Raw genomic sequence first — 16,701 nt, forward strand, 5'->3', positions numbered from 1 at the left:
TACAGCCGCCGTCCCGCCTCCGCGGTGCTGACGGGCGGCAGGGGCTTCAGCAGCTCCGCGCGGCGCGACGCCTTGGCCGCTTCCGGGTCGGCGATGACACGCGCTTCGGGCACGGGCTGCAAGGCGCCGAAGTCGCGGGCGAAGGCGTCCTCGCCGTAGACGGCGACGGCGCCGGCGGTGAGCTTGGCGGGGTCGATCAGGTGCGGCGTACCCTTGGGATGGCTGATCAGGGTCGCGTTCGGGCAGGCGGCCATCAGCGCACCGGCGCCGCCGGCATGATCGAGATGCACATGGGTCGGGATCACGTAGTCCACATGCTAGGGCGTCAGGCCGAGCTCGGCGATGACGCCGAGCAGGCCGGGCACGGTGTGGGCGGTGCCGGTGTCGATACAGACGACGCCGTCGGCGACGGCTTGGTAAGGGGCAGCGGGCATAGCGGGTCAGCGGTCAGTGTCTGTTCGGCAGGCAGTGCAGCCCGAAGGAGCGGAAGTCCGAGTCGAGGGCGAGGCAGATCGACAGCCCGAGACGCTGGACGAGTGCGAAGCTCGTGCAGTCGGTAAAGCTGTAGCGCTTGTCGCGCTGTTGCTCGAAGATCGACCAGGCGGCGGCCTCGTCTTTGGCGGTGACCCGCTCGAGACGTGCGATCCGTTGCTCGCCCAATGTGGTACCGAGCTGATAAGCGATGTTCCAGCCGAGCCGGTAACGGGCGAGGGTGACGGCCTCGTCGAAGACATAGTTGCTCGTCACCAGTCGGCCGCGATAGGCGCGGAATGTGTCAGCCACTGCCGGATGGTCCGGGTCTTTCTTGTCCAGCAACGCGTACCAGGCGCCGGTGTCGACGAAGGCGCGCCTCAATCGTCTTGCTTTCCGTATAAGAAATGATTGTGATCGCGTCCAACCGCCTCTCCACTGCCCTCGCCGACGCCGATCAGCGCGTCTAACGGGTCTTTCTCAGGCGGCTGATCGCGCCCGAGGTGCTCGTCGATGAGGCTGCGGATCAGGGCCGCAAGGCTGATGCCGCGTCGCCTTGCCTCGTCGCCAAGTCGCTGATATTGATCGGGTTCCAGTGAGATTTGAGTGCGATGCATCATCGCATATCTCCCACGCCTTAACCTAAGAAACCAGAGTTGGACGGCCCCACCCAGGGGTGCGCTTCATGAAGCGCCAGAAGTGGAACCATTGCAAAGGGTTGCATGTTGGCCTAAGCGGTCAACTGCGGTTTCTCGCGTTTAATGGACTCAATAGTCTACATCATCGAGTTGCATGATGTAAGCGAGGGTGCCTGTGGCCCGCCTCGCTCGAGCGCACTACCCGCTGTATGTGGTGAAGCAAGACTGAGCAGCGCCAGCACCCGTTGGCTTGCCGGCCAAGAATCAACGCGTCCGATCGATGCTTGGTCGCGGGCGCTTGCTGACTCTGTGATGCCAAAGCTGTCGACACATTGGGTATTTCTTGGTAGTATACTGGTTAAAATTAACGATTTTTCTCAAATTATGTCGACACTTTGGGTCTAGCAACAGTGATCTGGCGACCATGAACAATCTGGCCTCGATCGAGTCTGGCCTGGCCGAGCTGGACATGCGCGCCGGTGCCACGCTGACCGATCGCCTGTTCGATGCGCTACAGCGCGCGATCGTCGAGGGTGAGATCCCGCAGGGCGGCAAGATCAGCGAGCCCGAGCTGGCGCGCCGCCACGGGGTCAGCCGCAGCGCGGTGCGCGAGGCGATCGCCCGGCTCGAGGCGCGCAAGCTGGTTGAGCGCAAGCCGAACCTGGGCGCGCGCGTGGTCGTGCTCAGCGCTGAGCAGCTGATCGAGATCTTCCAGCTGCGCGAGGCGCTCGAGGGCATGGCGGCACGGCTGGCCGCGCAGGCGATGAGCGAAGCCGAGATCGACGCGCTCGACGCGCTGCTCGCGCAGCACGGCCGGCAGATCGAGCAGGAGCAAGGCCAGGCCTATTTCCAGAAGCAGGGCGATCTCGACTTCCATTTTCGGATCGTCCAGGGCAGCCAGAACCGGCAGCTGATCGGGCTGCTCTGCGATGACCTCTATCACCTGTTGCGCATGTATCGCGTGCAATTCGGGATGCGCAGCAAGCGCTGCCGACAGGCGTTCGCCGAGCACCAGTACCTGCTGAGCGCGATCCGCGCGCGCGACCCGGAGATGGCCGAGCTGCTGATGCGCCAGCATGTGCGCGCGTCGCGGCGGAATCTCGAGCAGGCGCTCGGCTGATGCGCGCCGAGCAGACACGCGCTCGCCGACGCCGGTGGCCACTGGGCGGACTACCCCGAGCCAGCCGAGCGCCGATCCGACCCCGACCCGCGCCACGCCGAGTCGCCGCCGCTGCGAATGCAGCGCGGCCGCTTGGGGTCGTGCGTCCGGCAGACGCATTGACCGCGAAACACGCTCACCGGGCCGAGCGCATTGCGCGGTCGATCATCCAGACCACCACTGACGGAATCGATCATGACGGAGAGAACCACCCCCGGCGCCCGCTTCCGCGCCGCGATGGCCGAAGAGCGGCCATTGCAATGCGCGGGCGCGATCAACGCCTATCACGCGCGCCTGGCCGAGGCCACCGGCTTTCGCTCGCTCTACATCTCTGGCGGCGGGGTCGCGGCCGGAAGCTGCGGCATCCCGGATCTTGGCATTACGACCATGGATGATGTGCTGATCGATCTGCGCCGCATCACCGACGTGACCGAGCTGCCGGTGCTGGTCGACATCGACACCGGCTGGGGCGGTGCCTTCAACATCGCCCGCGCGGTGCGCGGCATGAACAAGGCCGGTGCGGCGGCCGTGCACCTCGAGGACCAGGTGCAGCAGAAGCGCTGCGGCCATCGGCCCAACAAGGCGATCGTGCCGCAGGCGGAGATGGTCGACCGGATCAAGGCCGCGGTCGATGCCCGGCTCGACGATGACTTCGTGATCATGGCGCGCACCGACGCGCTCGCGGTCGAGGGGCTGGACGCGGCGCTCGAGCGCGCGCGGGCCTGCGTCGACGCCGGCGCCGATGCGCTCTTCCCGGAGGCGGTCACCGAGCTTGAGCAGTATCAGGCGTTCGTCGACGTGGTCGGCGTGCCGGTGCTCGCCAACATCACCGAGTTCGGCTCGACGCCGCTGTTCACGGTCGACGAGCTGGCCAGCGTCGGCGTCAGCATCGCGCTCTATCCGCTCAGCGCCTTCCGCGCCGCCAATGCCGCGGCGCTCCAGGTCTATCAGACCCTGCGCAGCGACGGGACCCAGGCGCCGGTGCTCGAGCAGATGCAGACCCGTGCCGATCTCTACGACTACCTCGGCTATCACGCCTACGAGCAGAAGCTCGACCAACTCTTCGCAGCGGAGTAGGGCCCATGACCAGCGCCACTGACAAGACCACTGAGGCCAATGCGACAACGGGCGGCCTGCCCAAGCCCAAGAAATCGGTCGCCCTGTCCGGCACCGCCGCCGGCAATACCGCGATCTGCACGGTCGGGCGCACCGGTAACGATCTCCATTACCGCGGCTACGACATCCTCGACTTCGCCGAGCAGGCCGAATTCGAGGAGATCGCCTATCTGCTGATCCACGGCGCGCTGCCGAGCGCGCCGGAGCTGGCGGCCTACAAGGCCAAGCTACGCGCGCTGCGCAGTCTGCCGCAGGCGGTGAAGCAGGCGCTCGAGGCGATCCCGGCCTCGGCGCATCCGATGGACGTGATGCGCACGGCCTGCTCGGTGCTGGGCAGTTGTCTGCCGGAGCGCGAGGATCATCCAACCGCCGAGGCACGCGCGATCGTCGACCGGCTGATGGCCAGCTTCGGCTCGGCGCTGCTGTACTGGTACCACTATGCGGTCAACGGCCGGCGCATCGAGGTCGAGACCGATGACGACTCGATCGGCGGCCATTTCCTGCATCTGTTGCATGGTGAGGCGCCGAAGGCCTCCTGGGTGCGGGCGATGCACACCTCGCTGGTGCTCTATGCCGAGCACGAGTTCAACGCCTCGACCTTCGCCGCGCGCGTGGTCGCCGGCACCAACTCGGATCTGTACTCGGCCATCACCGCCGCGATCGGCGCGCTGCGCGGCCCCAAGCACGGCGGTGCCAACGAAGAGGCGTTCCGCACCCAGAGCCGCTATCACAACGCCGATGAGGCCGAGGCCGACATCCGCGAGCGGGTCGGGCGCAAGGAGATCGTGATCGGCTTCGGCCATCCGGTCTACACCGTCGCCGATCCCCGCAATCAGGTGATCAAGCGGGTCGCCCAGACGCTCTCGGAAGAGGCCGGCGACACCCGGATGTTCGAGGTCGCCGAGCGGCTGGAGTCGGTGATGTGGGAGCTGAAGACGATGTTCCCGAACCTGGACTGGTTCTCGGCCGTCTCCTATCACCAGATGGGCGTGCCGACGGCGATGTTCACGCCGCTGTTCGTGATCTCGCGCGTCACCGGTTGGGGCGCGCATGTGATCGAGCAGCGCCAGGATGGCAAGATCATCCGTCCGTCGGCCAACTACACCGGCCCCGAGAACCGTCCCTGGGTGCCGATCGAGGAGCGAGGTTGAACGCGATGTCAATGTCCGTGTACGACTTGCCGATCGACGAGCGTATTCGTCTGGTCGAGGATCTTTGGGACAGCATTGCTGACGAGCAGGGCGCGGTGGTGCTGACCGACGCGCAACGCCAGGAGCTCGACCGGCGCATCGACGCCCTCGAACTGGATGGCGAGATGGGCCATCCGGCAGCCGATGTGATCGCGGCGATCCGCCAGAAGCTGTGACCCTCGAGGTCTTCTTTCGCCCGGAGGCCGAGGCCGATATCGAGGATGCTACCGTTTGGTACGAGTCGCAGCGCGCGAGGCTTGGACAAGCGTTCTTGGACGAGGTGGCATCCCTGACTCAAGCCTTATCGGAGCAGCCGCGCGTGGCGCCGGTGGTGCATCGAAGTACCCGGCGCGCGTTGCTGAGCCGATTCCCTTTTGCCATGTATTACCGAATTGTAGGGGACCGATTGGTGGTGCTCGCGGTGATGCACGGCAGCCGTCATCCGCGCCGTTGGAAAGCGCGTTCGTCAATGAGTGACTGATCAGGATTCACGCCGACTATGAGCAAAGCCGCGACCCTGGACGCCGCGCGTCCCGACTACGACGAGGTGATCCAACGGATCGCCGATTACGCACTGGATGGCGACGCCGGCCTGAGCCGTGAAGCGCTCGAGACCGCCCGCTACGACTGGATGGACAGCATCGGCTGCGCGCTGCTGGCGCTGCATTATCCGGCCTGCACCAAGCTGCTCGGGCCGGTGGTGCCGGGCGTCGAGACGCCGGGCGGCGCGCGGGTGCCCGGCACCTCCTATCAGCTCGATCCGTTGCGCGCGGCCTGGAACATCGGCGCGATGGTGCGCTGGCTCGACTACAACGACACCTGGCTCGCGGCCGAGTGGGGTCATCCATCGGACAACCTGGGCGCGATCCTGGCGCTCGCGGACTTCCAATCGCGTCAGGCCCTGGCCTGCGGCAAGGCGCCGCTGACCCTTGGTGACGTGCTGCGGGCGATGATCAAGGCGCACGAGATCCAGGGCGTGCTCGCGCTCGAGAACAGCTTCAATCGGGTCGGACTCGATCATGTGCTGCTGGTGCGCATCGCCTCGGCCGCGGTCGCGGCGGCGATGCTCGGCTGCACGCGCGACGAGGTGCTGAGCGCCGTCTCCCATGCCTGGCTCGACGGCTCGGCCTTGCGCACCTATCGGCATGCGCCGAACACCGGCCCGCGCAAGTCCTGGGCCGCCGGGGATGCGTCGGCGCGCGGGCTGTTCTTGGCGTTGACCGCGGCAAAGGGCGAGCTCGGCTATCCGTCGGCGCTGACCGCGAAGGGCTGGGGCTTCCAGGACGTCTGCTTCAACGGCGAGCCGATCCGATTGGCGCAGCCGTTCGGCAGCTACGTGATGGAGAACGTGCTGTTCAAGATCAGCTACCCGGCCGAGTTCCATGCCCAAACCGCGGTCGAGGCGGCGATCGCGCTGCACCCGCAGGTCAAGGACCGGCTCGGCGAGATCGAGCGCATCCTGATCGAGACCACCGAATCCGGCGACCGGATCATCAACAAGACCGGCCCGTTGAACAACCCGGCCGACCGCGATCACTGCCTGCAGTACATGGTCGCGGTGCCGCTGATCCAGGGACAGCTCAGCGCCGACGACTACGAGGACGCGGCCGCGGCCAATCCGCTGATCGACCAGCTGCGCGCGAAGATGGAGGTGGTCGAGAACGAGCGCTTCACGCGCGAGTACCTGGAGGCGGACAAGCGCGCCATCGGCAACGCCGTGCAGGTGTTCTTCACCGACGGCTCCAGCACCGAGAAGGTCAGCGTCGACTATCCGGTTGGCCATCGGCGCCGGCGCGACGAAGGCATCCCGCTGCTCGAGGCCAAGTTCGAGCGCTATCTGCGCGGGCGCATCAGCCAGAAGAACAGCGACGCGATCCTTGCCCTGTGCGCCGATCAGGCCGCATTCGAGGCGTGCAGCGTCGAGCGCATGATGGGACTCTTGAGTCTCTGAACCGGTCGAACTCCTGGTCGGTCGGGGTGAGCGCGCCCGCTCAAGGTCTTTCTGCATTCGAAAGCGGGTAAGCGCCCGGACGGATTCGCCGCATCGCTGCGGCTCGCTGTTCGCTCAAGCGACGGGGGACAGGCGGCTGTGTCTGCTCAGCAAGCGCGTCCACCTTGCAGTGCCGCTGCGGCCGGCCCGATAATCCGGCCGTCTGGATCGCTTCAGCCCCTGGCCTGGGAGAATGCCGATGTCCGCTTCCGCGGTGGTCGAGCACTATCGGATCGAGGACTATCGCCGTTGGCAGGGCGATTGGGAGCTCATCCAAGGTATCCCGCTCGCGATGTCTCCCTCACCAGGGGTTCGCCATCAACGCGTCGCCCGGCGCCTCCTGCGCCAGCTCGATGAGGCCCTCGACCATTGCCCGCGGTGTGAGGCGTTCCATGGGATCGATGTCGAGCTCTCCGACGATACCGTCACGCGGCCGGATGTGATCGTGATCTGCTTCGAGCCCGATGGCGATCGCATCACCCGCGCCCCGGCACTGATTGCCGAAGTCGTCTCACCCAAGACCGCCCGCCGCGATGAGCAGACCAAGTTCCAGCTCTACCGTGACGAGGGCGTCGGCTACTACATCCTGCTCTACCCCAACGAGTCCAAGGCCAAGGTCTATCAGCTCATCGACGGCGAGTATCGGAAGCTCGGTGATTTCCACCGGGAATCCTGCCCCATCAATCTCCCCGGCTGCAGGATCGAGCTGGATTTTGCGCGCCTCTGGCCACGCCAAGAAACTGTCCATCAACGTCTTCCCGATTTAGGGGGCACTGTTGGACGATCATCGGGAAGTAGAAAATGGACAGCCACCAAGCTCGATGACGGCGTCGAAGATCTTGAGAAACAACATCCAGGAGAACTGGCCGATGCGCTGTGCGTCGCCGTCGACGCCGTCGTCCTTGCGCATGATGTCCTGGATGGACTTGATGGTGGTACTTAAGCTCATTGTGCCGTGGGGGGTTGGTCGAGGGGCAGGACGATAAGTCCGGGGACGCGGCGGAAGTCCTCCGCGTCCGTGGTCAGCAGGGCTCGCCCGCCGGCGAGGGCGGTGGCGGCGATGTAGGCATCGTTCGCGCCAAGGGTGAGTCCCTGCTGCCGCATCGCGGCGACCAGTTCGGCGTGCGCTCGCGCGACCTCCAGCGTGATGTCCAGGATCGGCAAGGCGGCGAGCATGGCCTCAACCGACGCCGAGCGACGAATGCGGCGGCGCTCCGGGATGGCACGATGCACGCCGACCAGCAACTCCGATGCGGTGACGACGCTGATCGCGGCATCGCCAAACCGGCTCCACGGAGAGAAGTCCAGCGTTGTCTTGCCGCCGCGCTCCGCACGAATCAGGACCCCGGTATCGAGGAGCAAGCCCATTCGTCTTTTCCGGTTTTCGGCGAATCAGTCGTCCCAGGGGTCGCCGTCCGGCACAAGGGCGTCTTGCGTGTCTGCGATATCGCGCTCGAAGGACTCGGCGTCATCCTCTAGGCTCGGGATGCCGGCAAAGATGCTGTTCAGCTCGGAGACCTCGACCCGCTTGAGCGGCCCCGCCGGGACCAGCCGCGCGATACGGCACCCGCCCCGGGTCAGCTCGAAGCTGGCGCCCTGGTAGGCGACCCGGTTCAGCAGGTCCGAGAAATGACGGGCGGCTTGCGTTGCGTTGATTTCTTCCACGGTGCACCTCGCGGTGACGGAATGAAATAATCTGACAATCAGATTATGGTTCTTCTGCGCAGTACTATACAGGCCGTTACGCTTTAGTCCGGCCGGCTTTTCTAAAATTGCCGCTCCAGCTTGCTCAAGGCTCTCGCTAAGATTGCTGATGCCCATCCGCGGTTCTTCGATCGCGTTTTCCCGATCTAAAGATCGTCCGCGACGCGCAGGAAGCTGGCGAAGCGGGGCAGGCCGTTCTTGGTCCGGCCGTGGTACTTGAAGCTGACCTCGCTGCCGATCGGCGGCGGTGCCGCGCGCTCGGCGTCGGTGAAGCCGGTGCCGAGCCGGAATCGCGTCCCATCTGGCTCCTCGACCAGCATCGAGCCGAGCATCCCTGCGTATTTGCCCTCGCCTGGGAGGTGCTCGAGCACCGTTGCCTCACCCTCGAAATAGGGCTTGAGCTTGAGCAGCCGATCGCTGCGGCCGGGGCGATAGATCGCGTCGCGGTGGTGCAGCATCAGGCCCTCGCCGCCTTTGGCAACGACCCGCTCGAGCCGCTCCTGCAACGCGGCAGGGTCGGCGACCTGCGACTGTTGCGCGAGCTTGAGCCGGGGGTTTGTGCTTGCGGCGACGAGTTCTTCGAGCGCCTCGGCCCGCTGCGCGAAGGGTGCATCGCTCCCCGGCAGGTCGAACAGGACGTAGCGCACCTGATGCCAGGCCTCGGGGTCGGGCTGGTGCCGGCGTACCGTGCCGGAGACGCGAGCAAAGGTGCCCCGTCCCATCCATAGCTCGCCGTCCAGCGGATGCGTCGGAAGGTCTTCTGTGAACCAAGGCGGGGCGTTGATGACCAGTCCGCCGCGCGTGATCAGGCGGCGGCCATCCCAGTACGCACGCACCCCGTCGAACTTCTCGCTGACCAGATAGGCGTTGAGATCGATACCGGGTTCGTAGACCTCGGCTAGGGTGAGCGCCGGCTCCGGTGCGCGGGCGATCGCGTCGACGCCGATGGCCGAGTCCGCTTGTGGGCTGGTGTACGCCGATGCAGTGTCGGGGCGATCAAGGCTATCCGCTATCGTCAGTGTCGTGGTGCGCAGAAGCTGCAATGCCAGCAGCAAGGCGCCGATTCGTGCCAGCCAATGTTGCCGAGTCATCCCAATGTCTCCATTGCCGCTCGAATGGCAGCTAGGATAACCTTTAATGGATCGGGTGTTACCGGTCTTGTGCCTGGTCTCGATGACGCCAATGAACCGGAGCCTATCCAGGAGCCTATCCAGGCCCTGATCGGTCCGGGTGCGCACAGCGTGATCGATAGCGTCATGGTCAATCGCGCAAGCCGAATGGTCCAAGGCGGGCGCCGGCACTGGGGCGTTGATTGATCGTAACCGATGAATCGATGCTGACAGTCATCACCCCATCAAGGCTTCAGTGTGTCACCGAGTTGATCTGCGATCGATGATTAGCCGGGAACAGGTAAGAGTCCGAAGCAGAACCAAGGCTTCAATCCCGAGCAGGGGGGATCGAAGAATGAGGATGCGGGCAGCGCGTCAGGGTCATGGAGGCGGGCTGCAGAGGCGCGCCAAGCTCCACTCGCGGAGAAACAGCGGCTTCACGCTGATCGAGCTGATGATCGTCGTCGCGATCATCGGCGTTCTCGCCGCAATCGCGATTCCCCACTATCTCAGTTTCACGACGCGGGCCAAGGTCGCCGAAGGCCTCGGGCTGCTCGCGCCCGTGAAGCTGGCGGTTGCCGAGTACTACAGCGTCAAGGGCGCGCTGCCGACCGAGACCAACTGGCTGGCGCTGCTGAAGGAGCTCGGTCTGTCGGCCGATATGGACAGTGGCGCCGGCTCGGGGAGCCATGTCAAGCGGATCTGGTGGAACAATGGCGAGCAGGAGATCCGCCTCCGTTACGGCGTCGCGCCGATCGATGAGAAGCTGCTCTATCTCGAGGCCGATTTTGATAGTGCCGGTTCTGTCACTTGGCGCTGCTATGCGCCGGCAGGCGGCGATGGCGTGCCGCCGCAATACCTGCCCTCGAGCTGCCGCGGCTGAACGCGCACAGAATATCAGCCGCAGTGATGCCACGGCGCAACATGCATTCTGGCGTTTCCTGTCCACGCTGCCGGAATGCCGAGTCCTCATCCCCTCGAGGCAGGCAGGATCGACTTGCGTCTCCGGCAGCGGCTCGCGGGCAGCCTCGAGTCGTGATCGCAGCCGCCGTGTTCTGAGTTGCCCGCGCCCAATGCCCGCCAGCGACGCCTTGAAGGCCGTGGCGGCAGTCATGAGGGCGGTGCTGGTGAAGGCCGCCATGGCGGTGACTCCGAGGCGGGTCGGTCATCGGGTGATTTGCCCGCTGGTTGGTGCAGATGAACCGCTGGCCCAACGATCACGGCGCGGCTACCAAGGCATCAATAGCCGCAGCGGTGCGAGCGCCAAGCCGACCGCAAGCGCGATCAAGGACGCTGCGAGGATCAGCTTCAAGGCACGGCTCAAGTCTCCGCCCCCGAGCTCGGCCGGCCAGTCGGGCTCGCCCATATAGGCCTCATTGACCAGCTGGCCGTCGTGCCAGATCGGGCCGACCAGCCGCACCCGCAGCGCGCCGGCGCAGGCCGCCTCGCTCCAGCCGGAGTTGGGGCTCGGGAGCATGCTGCGGTATTTGAGCGCGGTTGGCAGGACCAGCCGCGGGTGCAATCGGAGCAGGGCCGCAGCGAGCGCGATGATCGGTACCGAGAGGCGTGCCGGCAGCCAATGCACGAGATCGTCCGAGCGCGCGCCGGCCCAGCCGAAGCGGGCATAGCGCTCGGTCTTGTAGCCCACCATTGAATCCAGGTTTGAGACGGTCTTCACCAGGATCAGCCCCGGCAGCCCAAACAGGCAGAGCGCCCACAACGGGGTCAGCACGCCGTCGGTCAGGTTCTCGGACAGGCTCTCGATGGTGGCGCGCACGATTCCGGCAGGGGATAGGTTGCCGGTGTCGCGGCTGACCAGCATCTGGAGCTCCTGGCGGGCCCGGGGCAGGTCGTCGAGCGCGACGAGCACACGCCGCCCCTGCGCGATCAGGTCATGGGTACAGAGCAGGCTGTAGGCGATCAAGGCATCCCAGGCGAATCCGAGCCATGGATGCAGGTGGCTGAGGCCGCGATGAATGGCCCACCACAGGCCGAGCGCCCCGACGACGACGATGAGCCATAGCAGCAGGCCCCCTATGCGTCCGTTCAGACCGACCCGAAACAGCAACCGCTCCCAGAGCAGGGTCCAGTCGCCGAGGAGGCGGACCGGGTGCAGCCGATAGTGCGGGTCGCCGAAGAACGCATCCAATCCGGATGCAGCGAGGACCAGCAGCAGATGGATCGTCAGCGCCATTTGTTGGCGAAGCCTAGGATGACAGCACGCGCAGCCAGCTCGCTGTGTGAGCGAGTAGGCTCTTGGTGCAGGGCATCGCGCAGCGTCGCGAACTGCTCGGGCGCCACCGCGACCGCGGCGGCGAGCAAGGCTGCCTGATTGATCAGCGACTCTTGCGCAACCTCGGCATGCAGGATGCCAGCCTCGACCAGGTCGATGATCTCGGCCAGCGCGTAGGCGGCGGCCGCGCTTTGTGGGTCGTGGATGATCGCGGTGAGATTGGACGCGAAGAGCGCGGCATCCGACTCGTCGAGTATGGCCGGGGCCGCGCTCAGTAGGGCTGCTTCATCGCATCCATGGCGTGAGAGCGCGCCGCAGATGGAGCGCCTGAGCTCTGCGCAGACGCCGTTTTGCAGCAGGAGGCAACGGGTGACGGCCTCATGGGTCGCGCGTGCCAAGAGTTGGCCCAAGCTGTTGTGGCTGCCAGCCCAGTTGCGCTCCCAGTCCTGCTCCGTTTCTGGCATGGGTGCGGCGATCACCAACTGATCCGTACCGGTGCCGGTGGCGAGCCCCGCCGACTGCAAGCTCGGCATGCGCAGGTCGAGCAAGGCCGTGCTCTTGCCTTCGGTCACCATGGTCGCAGCCCGGGTCAGGCAGGCCGCGGTGCAGGGCTGGTTGATGAAGACGAGCGTCACGATGGTGCCCGAGCCGGACTCATCGGGGGCGTTGGGTGTGCCAGCGAGCGAGCGCGTTGATCTCCGTTGTTGCTCCCAGCTCAACGCGGAGCACATCGCGTCGACGCGATGCGGGCTTGCGCTCTGATCGTCGGCGTTGGCCGCGCCGGGCTCGGCGTTGGCCTCGGCAGCTCCGTTCAGTTGGATCGGGGCTTGGTTGCCTGGGGCGACCCGCTCGATTGGCCGACTGCCTTCGCGATGTTCATGCCAGCCGGCCGGATCGCCAGCACGGGTCGCGTTGCCGAGGACCCCGGCTGTCGCTGCAACAGCGACCCGCAGCTCGTCGTGCACGGCGGTTGAGAGCACGGCGCACTGCATGTTGGCCGCTGTGGACATCAAGGCCGTGGTGGAAGGTGGCAGTCCGACCTCATCGCAGGCTGCCGCGTGAAAGCCGCTTAGCCCCGTCAGCTCCAAGCGGTTGCGCGTATAGCGCCGGTCGTGGGCGACCCCTTCGCAGCTCTGATGATTCGCAACATGGGTGAGGTCCTCGCGCAGACCGCCGTTGACCTTGCAGGTGCTGAGCACGCGGTGCGGTGTCTTGAAGGATGCCCACAGGTGGCGGCTGCGGCGATGCAGGGAGTATTGGTCGGTGTCGTCGAGGAACATTGAGGCAGATGAGAGAACTGAACGGGGCTTGGTGCGTAATGCGCGGGTCCGCGGCGCGGCCATTTCGTCGACGGCCCCGAAGATCATAGCGGTGTGACCGTCGATGCTGACAACAGGCGGCCCTGTCTTGATCCGATTTGCGTTGATCCAGTTTGTCTTGATCCAGTTTGTTTGGACCCAGGAGGCATTGGAGCAGCGGGTGGATTTGCTGTGCTGGTCACAATGTCCTAGCTTCTATAGGGTTAGTGGTGGCTTTCGGACCGCCACCGTACGGCACTGATCTTGCTGTCATTGTTTTTGCGAGAGCGTCTTCCGCGAGGCGCCTGATCGCAGCAGGTCGTTTGCAATCTGCATTCAAGACGAGGAGCAGCAACAATGAGTACGTTACCCAATCAAACCTGGCAGCCACATTCCGGGCGTCCCTGGCTCGAGAATCTCCGCCGCATTGGCGGCGACGGTCGACAATTGCTTACCGAGCTGGCTGCCCAGGCCGGCGTCAGACTGAACGGTCATCGGCCCTGGGATATTCGGGTGCATGATCCAGCGTTCTACGATCGTGTGCTGCGCGCCGGCTCCCTCGGCCTCGGGGAATCTTACATGGACAAGCAATGGGATGCCCCGCAGTTGGATGAGACCTTCAACCGTCTGCTGAGCTGCGGCATCGAAGAGAGGCTGCATGGGGCTGCCGGGATCGCGCTGAAGCTGCGCGTCGCGGCTGAGGCATTACGGACGCGACTGGTGAATCGACAGAGCAGGGAGCGAGCTTTTCAAGTCGGCGAGCACCACTACGATGTCGGTAACGACCTCTACGAGGCCATGCTCGATCCGACCATGAGCTACAGCTGCGGATACTGGGCCGAGGCGGACGACCTGGAGAGTGCCCAACGCGCGAAGCTGGACTTGATCTGTCGCAAGCTCGAACTGGGGCCTGGCGATCGCCTCCTGGACATCGGCTGCGGCTGGGGTGGTCTCGCCGAGCATGCGGCGCGCCATTACGGCGTGCAGGTCGTCGGCTTGACCGTCTCCCGGGAGCAGGCCAAATTGGCTCGGGAGCGTTGCGCCGGGCTGTCGGTCGAGATCCGGCTGCAGGACTATCGGGAGACGGATGGGCGCTTCGACAAGATCGCCTCGGTGGGCATGTTCGAGCACGTGGGCCGCAAGAACGACGCAGACTTCTTCGATGCGGCCGCGCGGCTGCTCAAGAATGACGGCCTCTTCCTGCTGCATACCATTGGCACCCGAGCAGCGAATCCGGTCAATGATCCCTGGATCGACCGCTACATCTTCCCGAACGGTGAGCTGCCGAATGTCGAGCGTTTGACCAAGGCGCTGCGGCGGCGGTTCGTGCTCGAGGACTGGCATGCGTTCGGACCGGATTACGACCGCACGCTGATGGCTTGGTGGGCGAATCTCGAGCGCGCCTGGCCGGCGCTGGAGGGCGCCGGTTATGACGAACGCTTCCAACGGATGTGGAAGTACTACCTACACTGCTCCGCAGGCTTCTTCCGCTCGCGTACCGGCCACCTGTGGCAGCTGGTGCTGAGCCACCCCGGGCGCAGCGGGAGCTATCGGGCGCCGCGCTGAGTCAGCCTGCGCGCTGCAGCGACCATTTGCTGTGCCGCTCATCTGCGAGGCCGCAACGGCTCCCGCTCCCCGCGGCGCCCTGGGACGACCGGCGCAGGCACCTGCGCTGCGCCGGTCGATTGCCGAGAAACAGAGGCTGCCCGCCTAAGCCGCACCTCCGGGGCCGTCCCTGTCGAGACGTTCCTCAATATTGATAGGCCGACTCGATCCGCCCGCGCGTCAGTACGCCATAGATATGGTTGATCCCAGGAGCGATCGGGCGTGCGACATAGACTGCCTCGGCGCCCTCGCGCTTGAGGATGTCCAGCGCCTCCTGAAGGGTCGCCTGTAGATGCACCGAGGTGAGCTCGAGGCGTTCGGCCGGGATCTCGAGTAGGTCGATCGTCTCGGCGCCGTCGTCTTGCGAGAGGTAAGTCGCGATGGCGATGCCGGGCATCAGAAAGGCCGGTTTACCGTCGTGGTCGACGATGATCCAGTCTGGATGGTCGCCCATGATGCGCCTCGCCTCCGCGCGGCTGAGCTGTGCCTCATGCCTCGCAAAGCGAGGATTCATTGCGCTTGCAACGCCGCTGCGCCGCAGCATGGCAACGACTGGATTGGCGCGATAGTCGAGGCCGTTGGCCTTGAGCACCGTGACGAAGAGCGAGTCCTTCTTGAACAATTGCTTGCTGGTGAGCCCGGCCACGATGATGGTCAACATGCCGGGCATGATCACGCCCGGGGAGTGGGTCAGCTCGACCACGGCCGTCAGCGCCGCCAAGGGCGCCTGCAGGCTTGCCCCCATCATCGCGCCCATACCAAGCAGTGCGTAGAAGCTGGCGTGGGTGGGATCGCTCCCGATCAAGGTAACGGCCATGATCCCGGTGAGATGGCCGAGGGTCGCTCCCATGAACAGCGCCGGCCCGATGGTGCCGCCCGGGATGCCGAGGCCGACGCTCGTTGATGTTGCCAGCAGCTTGGCGACGAGCAGCACCAGCAGTAGGGTCCAGGGGAGCGGCTGCGTGAGCAGATCGTCGAGCGAGTCATAACCGAGGCCCATGACCTCGGGCACCAGCACCCCGAATGCGCCTGCCGCGAGCCCAGCGAGCATCACGCGGGTAAAGAAGGCGAGCCGCTTGCCGGCCTTGGCGATCGACTGCAAGAGCTGGATATAGGCGGCCGAAACCGCACCGGCAAAGAGTCCGAGGACGAGTACGGGCAGCAGATCGGAGAGCGAGATCAGCAGGAAGGACGGCACATCGAAGGTGGGCGCGCTGCCGAAGAGCCAGATAGAGAGCGCGTTGGCGCTGACCGCTGCGAGGATGATCGGGATGAACCCCGTGATGCTGTACTCGAGCGCCAGCACCTCGAGCGCAAAGATGACACCGGCCAGTGGCGTATTGAAAGAGGCGGCGATGCCGGCGGCGGTTCCGCAGGCGACCATGGTCCGGATGCTGTTGTTGGGAAGGCTGAGCCACCGCCCGACCAGACTGCCGCTTGCCGCGCCCAGATAGACATGCGGGCCCTCGCGGCCGACCGAATGGCCGCTGACGATGGCGATGGCTGCGCCAAGGAACTGCAGGAGAAAGCCCCGCAGCGTCATGTGGCCCTGGTGATACTCCATGCGTTCCAGGACCCGCGCGACGCCGAGCACATAGACGCCCTTCGCGAAGCGCAGGAAGAGCAGTCCGATCAGTACCGCCCCCAACAACGGCAGCAGGAAACGCCAAAGCGGCGCGAGGGCCTCGTAATTCTCGCCGTGCTCGGGGAGCATGAGCCCTTGCGTCCCCTCGACGGCGATGCGAAAGGCGACGATGACCAGCCCGGCCGCGAGGCCGGTCCCGAGTCCGAGCAAGGCGTGCGAGACGAGCGCATCCGGGCCGGCGAGCCGCAGCCGAAGCGCTTCCAGGCTCAGGGCTCGTCCTCGCAGGAGGCGGTGCTTGAACATACCATTGATTATCCTTGAATACCGCCTCGCGTACATCACCGGGGCACTGGCAGGCGCGTTACGGCCTGGTATAGGTGCAGCACCGTCTGCTCGAGACCCACATCCGTCTGGCGACGCTGAAACGCTTGCTGTTCGGCAAACCGACTGAGAAGATAGCCACCGAGTCAACGCAGCAGGCGGGAGCCATCGGCGATGCGGGGGAAGACCCGCTCGAGTGGTTGCTGCTCACCAATCTCCCCGTGCAAACCCCGGAGCAAGCCAGCGAGAAACCTCTCTGGTCTCTCTGCAGTTGGCAGGTGG

The 16,701-nt window shown here is 65.4% G+C and carries 17 protein-coding genes and 1 pseudogene; 9 read left to right on the forward strand and 9 right to left on the reverse strand.

Features of this window, described 5'->3' with window-relative positions; translation table 11 throughout:
- Positions 1-92: 92 nt before the first annotated feature.
- The 3 genes and pseudogenes from CKO40_RS16255 to CKO40_RS16265 form a co-directional block, all read right to left on the reverse strand.
- Positions 93-434 (reverse strand): annotated as a pseudogene (locus tag CKO40_RS16255) (MBL fold metallo-hydrolase); the annotation flags it as partial.
- A gap of 13 nt (positions 435-447) precedes the next feature.
- Positions 448-855, reverse strand: coding sequence for a type II toxin-antitoxin system VapC family toxin (locus CKO40_RS16260; protein ID WP_200347451.1), 408 nt, complete (start codon positions 853-855; stop codon positions 448-450).
- Entirely contained in the window at positions 852-1,088 is a 237-nt protein-coding gene (locus CKO40_RS16265; protein WP_200347452.1) for a ribbon-helix-helix protein, CopG family, read from the reverse strand. The genes CKO40_RS16260 and CKO40_RS16265 overlap by 4 nt, the downstream gene beginning before the upstream one ends.
- Before the next feature lie 445 nt (positions 1,089-1,533).
- On the opposite strand from CKO40_RS16265, the gene CKO40_RS16270 reads away from it, so the two are divergent.
- The 7 genes from CKO40_RS16270 (at position 1,534) to CKO40_RS25610 (ending at position 7,507) form a co-directional block, all read left to right on the forward strand.
- Positions 1,534-2,229, forward strand: a complete 696-nt coding sequence (locus CKO40_RS16270) for a GntR family transcriptional regulator (protein WP_242477115.1) — start codon at positions 1,534-1,536, stop codon at positions 2,227-2,229.
- Between the two features lie 234 nt (positions 2,230-2,463).
- The gene (prpB, locus tag CKO40_RS16275) at positions 2,464-3,345 is read left to right on the forward strand and encodes a methylisocitrate lyase (RefSeq protein ID WP_200347454.1); all 882 of its coding nucleotides are present in this window, start codon (positions 2,464-2,466) and stop codon (positions 3,343-3,345) included.
- Positions 3,346-3,350: 5 nt separating this feature from the next.
- Positions 3,351-4,535 carry a bifunctional 2-methylcitrate synthase/citrate synthase gene (gene prpC / locus CKO40_RS16280; protein ID WP_200347456.1) on the forward strand — a complete coding sequence of 395 codons (1,185 nt, stop codon included), beginning with the start codon at positions 3,351-3,353 and terminating at the stop codon, positions 4,533-4,535.
- Between the two features lie 5 nt (positions 4,536-4,540).
- Positions 4,541-4,750 (forward strand): addiction module protein, encoded by a 210-nt coding sequence (locus CKO40_RS16285; protein WP_200347458.1) that lies wholly within the window; start codon positions 4,541-4,543, stop codon positions 4,748-4,750.
- Positions 4,747-5,055, forward strand: coding sequence for a type II toxin-antitoxin system RelE/ParE family toxin (locus CKO40_RS25425; RefSeq protein WP_200347459.1), 309 nt, complete (start codon positions 4,747-4,749; stop codon positions 5,053-5,055). Before CKO40_RS16285 ends, CKO40_RS25425 begins: the two co-directional genes overlap by 4 nt.
- 18 nt (positions 5,056-5,073) lie before the next feature.
- The gene (locus tag CKO40_RS16295; protein WP_200347460.1) at positions 5,074-6,525 is read left to right on the forward strand and encodes a bifunctional 2-methylcitrate dehydratase/aconitate hydratase; all 1,452 of its coding nucleotides are present in this window, start codon (positions 5,074-5,076) and stop codon (positions 6,523-6,525) included.
- 238 nt (positions 6,526-6,763) lie between these two features.
- Positions 6,764-7,507 (forward strand): Uma2 family endonuclease, encoded by a 744-nt coding sequence (locus CKO40_RS25610; RefSeq protein WP_242477116.1) that lies wholly within the window; start codon positions 6,764-6,766, stop codon positions 7,505-7,507.
- A 2-nt stretch (positions 7,508-7,509) separates the two neighbouring features.
- Here the strand turns inward: CKO40_RS25610 and CKO40_RS16305 are convergent, their stop codons facing one another.
- The 3 genes from CKO40_RS16305 to CKO40_RS16315 form a co-directional block, all read right to left on the reverse strand.
- Positions 7,510-7,932, reverse strand: a complete 423-nt coding sequence (locus CKO40_RS16305; RefSeq protein ID WP_200347461.1) for a PIN domain-containing protein — start codon at positions 7,930-7,932, stop codon at positions 7,510-7,512.
- 24 nt (positions 7,933-7,956) lie between these two features.
- Positions 7,957-8,229, reverse strand: a complete 273-nt coding sequence (locus CKO40_RS16310) for a type II toxin-antitoxin system Phd/YefM family antitoxin (RefSeq protein WP_200347462.1) — start codon at positions 8,227-8,229, stop codon at positions 7,957-7,959.
- A gap of 185 nt (positions 8,230-8,414) precedes the next feature.
- Positions 8,415-9,359 (reverse strand): DNA ligase, encoded by a 945-nt coding sequence (locus CKO40_RS16315; RefSeq protein ID WP_200347464.1) that lies wholly within the window; start codon positions 9,357-9,359, stop codon positions 8,415-8,417.
- Positions 9,360-9,732: 373 nt separating this feature from the next.
- Between CKO40_RS16315 and CKO40_RS24975 the strand changes: the two genes are divergently transcribed.
- Positions 9,733-10,260 (forward strand): pilin, encoded by a 528-nt coding sequence (locus CKO40_RS24975; protein ID WP_276570827.1) that lies wholly within the window; start codon positions 9,733-9,735, stop codon positions 10,258-10,260.
- 345 nt (positions 10,261-10,605) lie between these two features.
- Here CKO40_RS24975 and cbiB read toward each other — a convergent pair whose 3' ends face one another.
- Together cbiB and CKO40_RS16330 are read right to left on the reverse strand one after the other, a co-directional pair.
- Positions 10,606-11,571 carry an adenosylcobinamide-phosphate synthase CbiB gene (gene cbiB, locus CKO40_RS16325; protein WP_200347466.1) on the reverse strand — a complete coding sequence of 322 codons (966 nt, stop codon included), beginning with the start codon at positions 11,569-11,571 and terminating at the stop codon, positions 10,606-10,608.
- A complete protein-coding gene (locus CKO40_RS16330) occupies positions 11,562-12,890 on the reverse strand; it encodes an adenosylcobinamide amidohydrolase (protein WP_200347468.1) in 1,329 nt (442 codons plus the stop codon). Before CKO40_RS16330 ends, cbiB begins: the two co-directional genes overlap by 10 nt.
- Before the next feature lie 375 nt (positions 12,891-13,265).
- Here CKO40_RS16330 and cfa point away from each other — a divergent pair, with 375 nt between their 5' ends.
- Positions 13,266-14,474, forward strand: a complete 1,209-nt coding sequence (gene cfa, locus CKO40_RS16335) for a cyclopropane fatty acyl phospholipid synthase (protein WP_200347470.1) — start codon at positions 13,266-13,268, stop codon at positions 14,472-14,474.
- A gap of 184 nt (positions 14,475-14,658) precedes the next feature.
- On the opposite strand, the gene CKO40_RS16340 is transcribed toward cfa, so the two are convergent.
- Positions 14,659-16,401, reverse strand: a complete 1,743-nt coding sequence (locus CKO40_RS16340) for a chloride channel protein (protein WP_200347472.1) — start codon at positions 16,399-16,401, stop codon at positions 14,659-14,661.
- Between the last annotated feature and the right edge of the window lie 300 nt (positions 16,402-16,701).

Source organism: Halochromatium glycolicum, assembly GCF_016584085.1.
Lineage (GTDB): Bacteria > Pseudomonadota > Gammaproteobacteria > Chromatiales > Chromatiaceae > Lamprobacter > Lamprobacter glycolicus.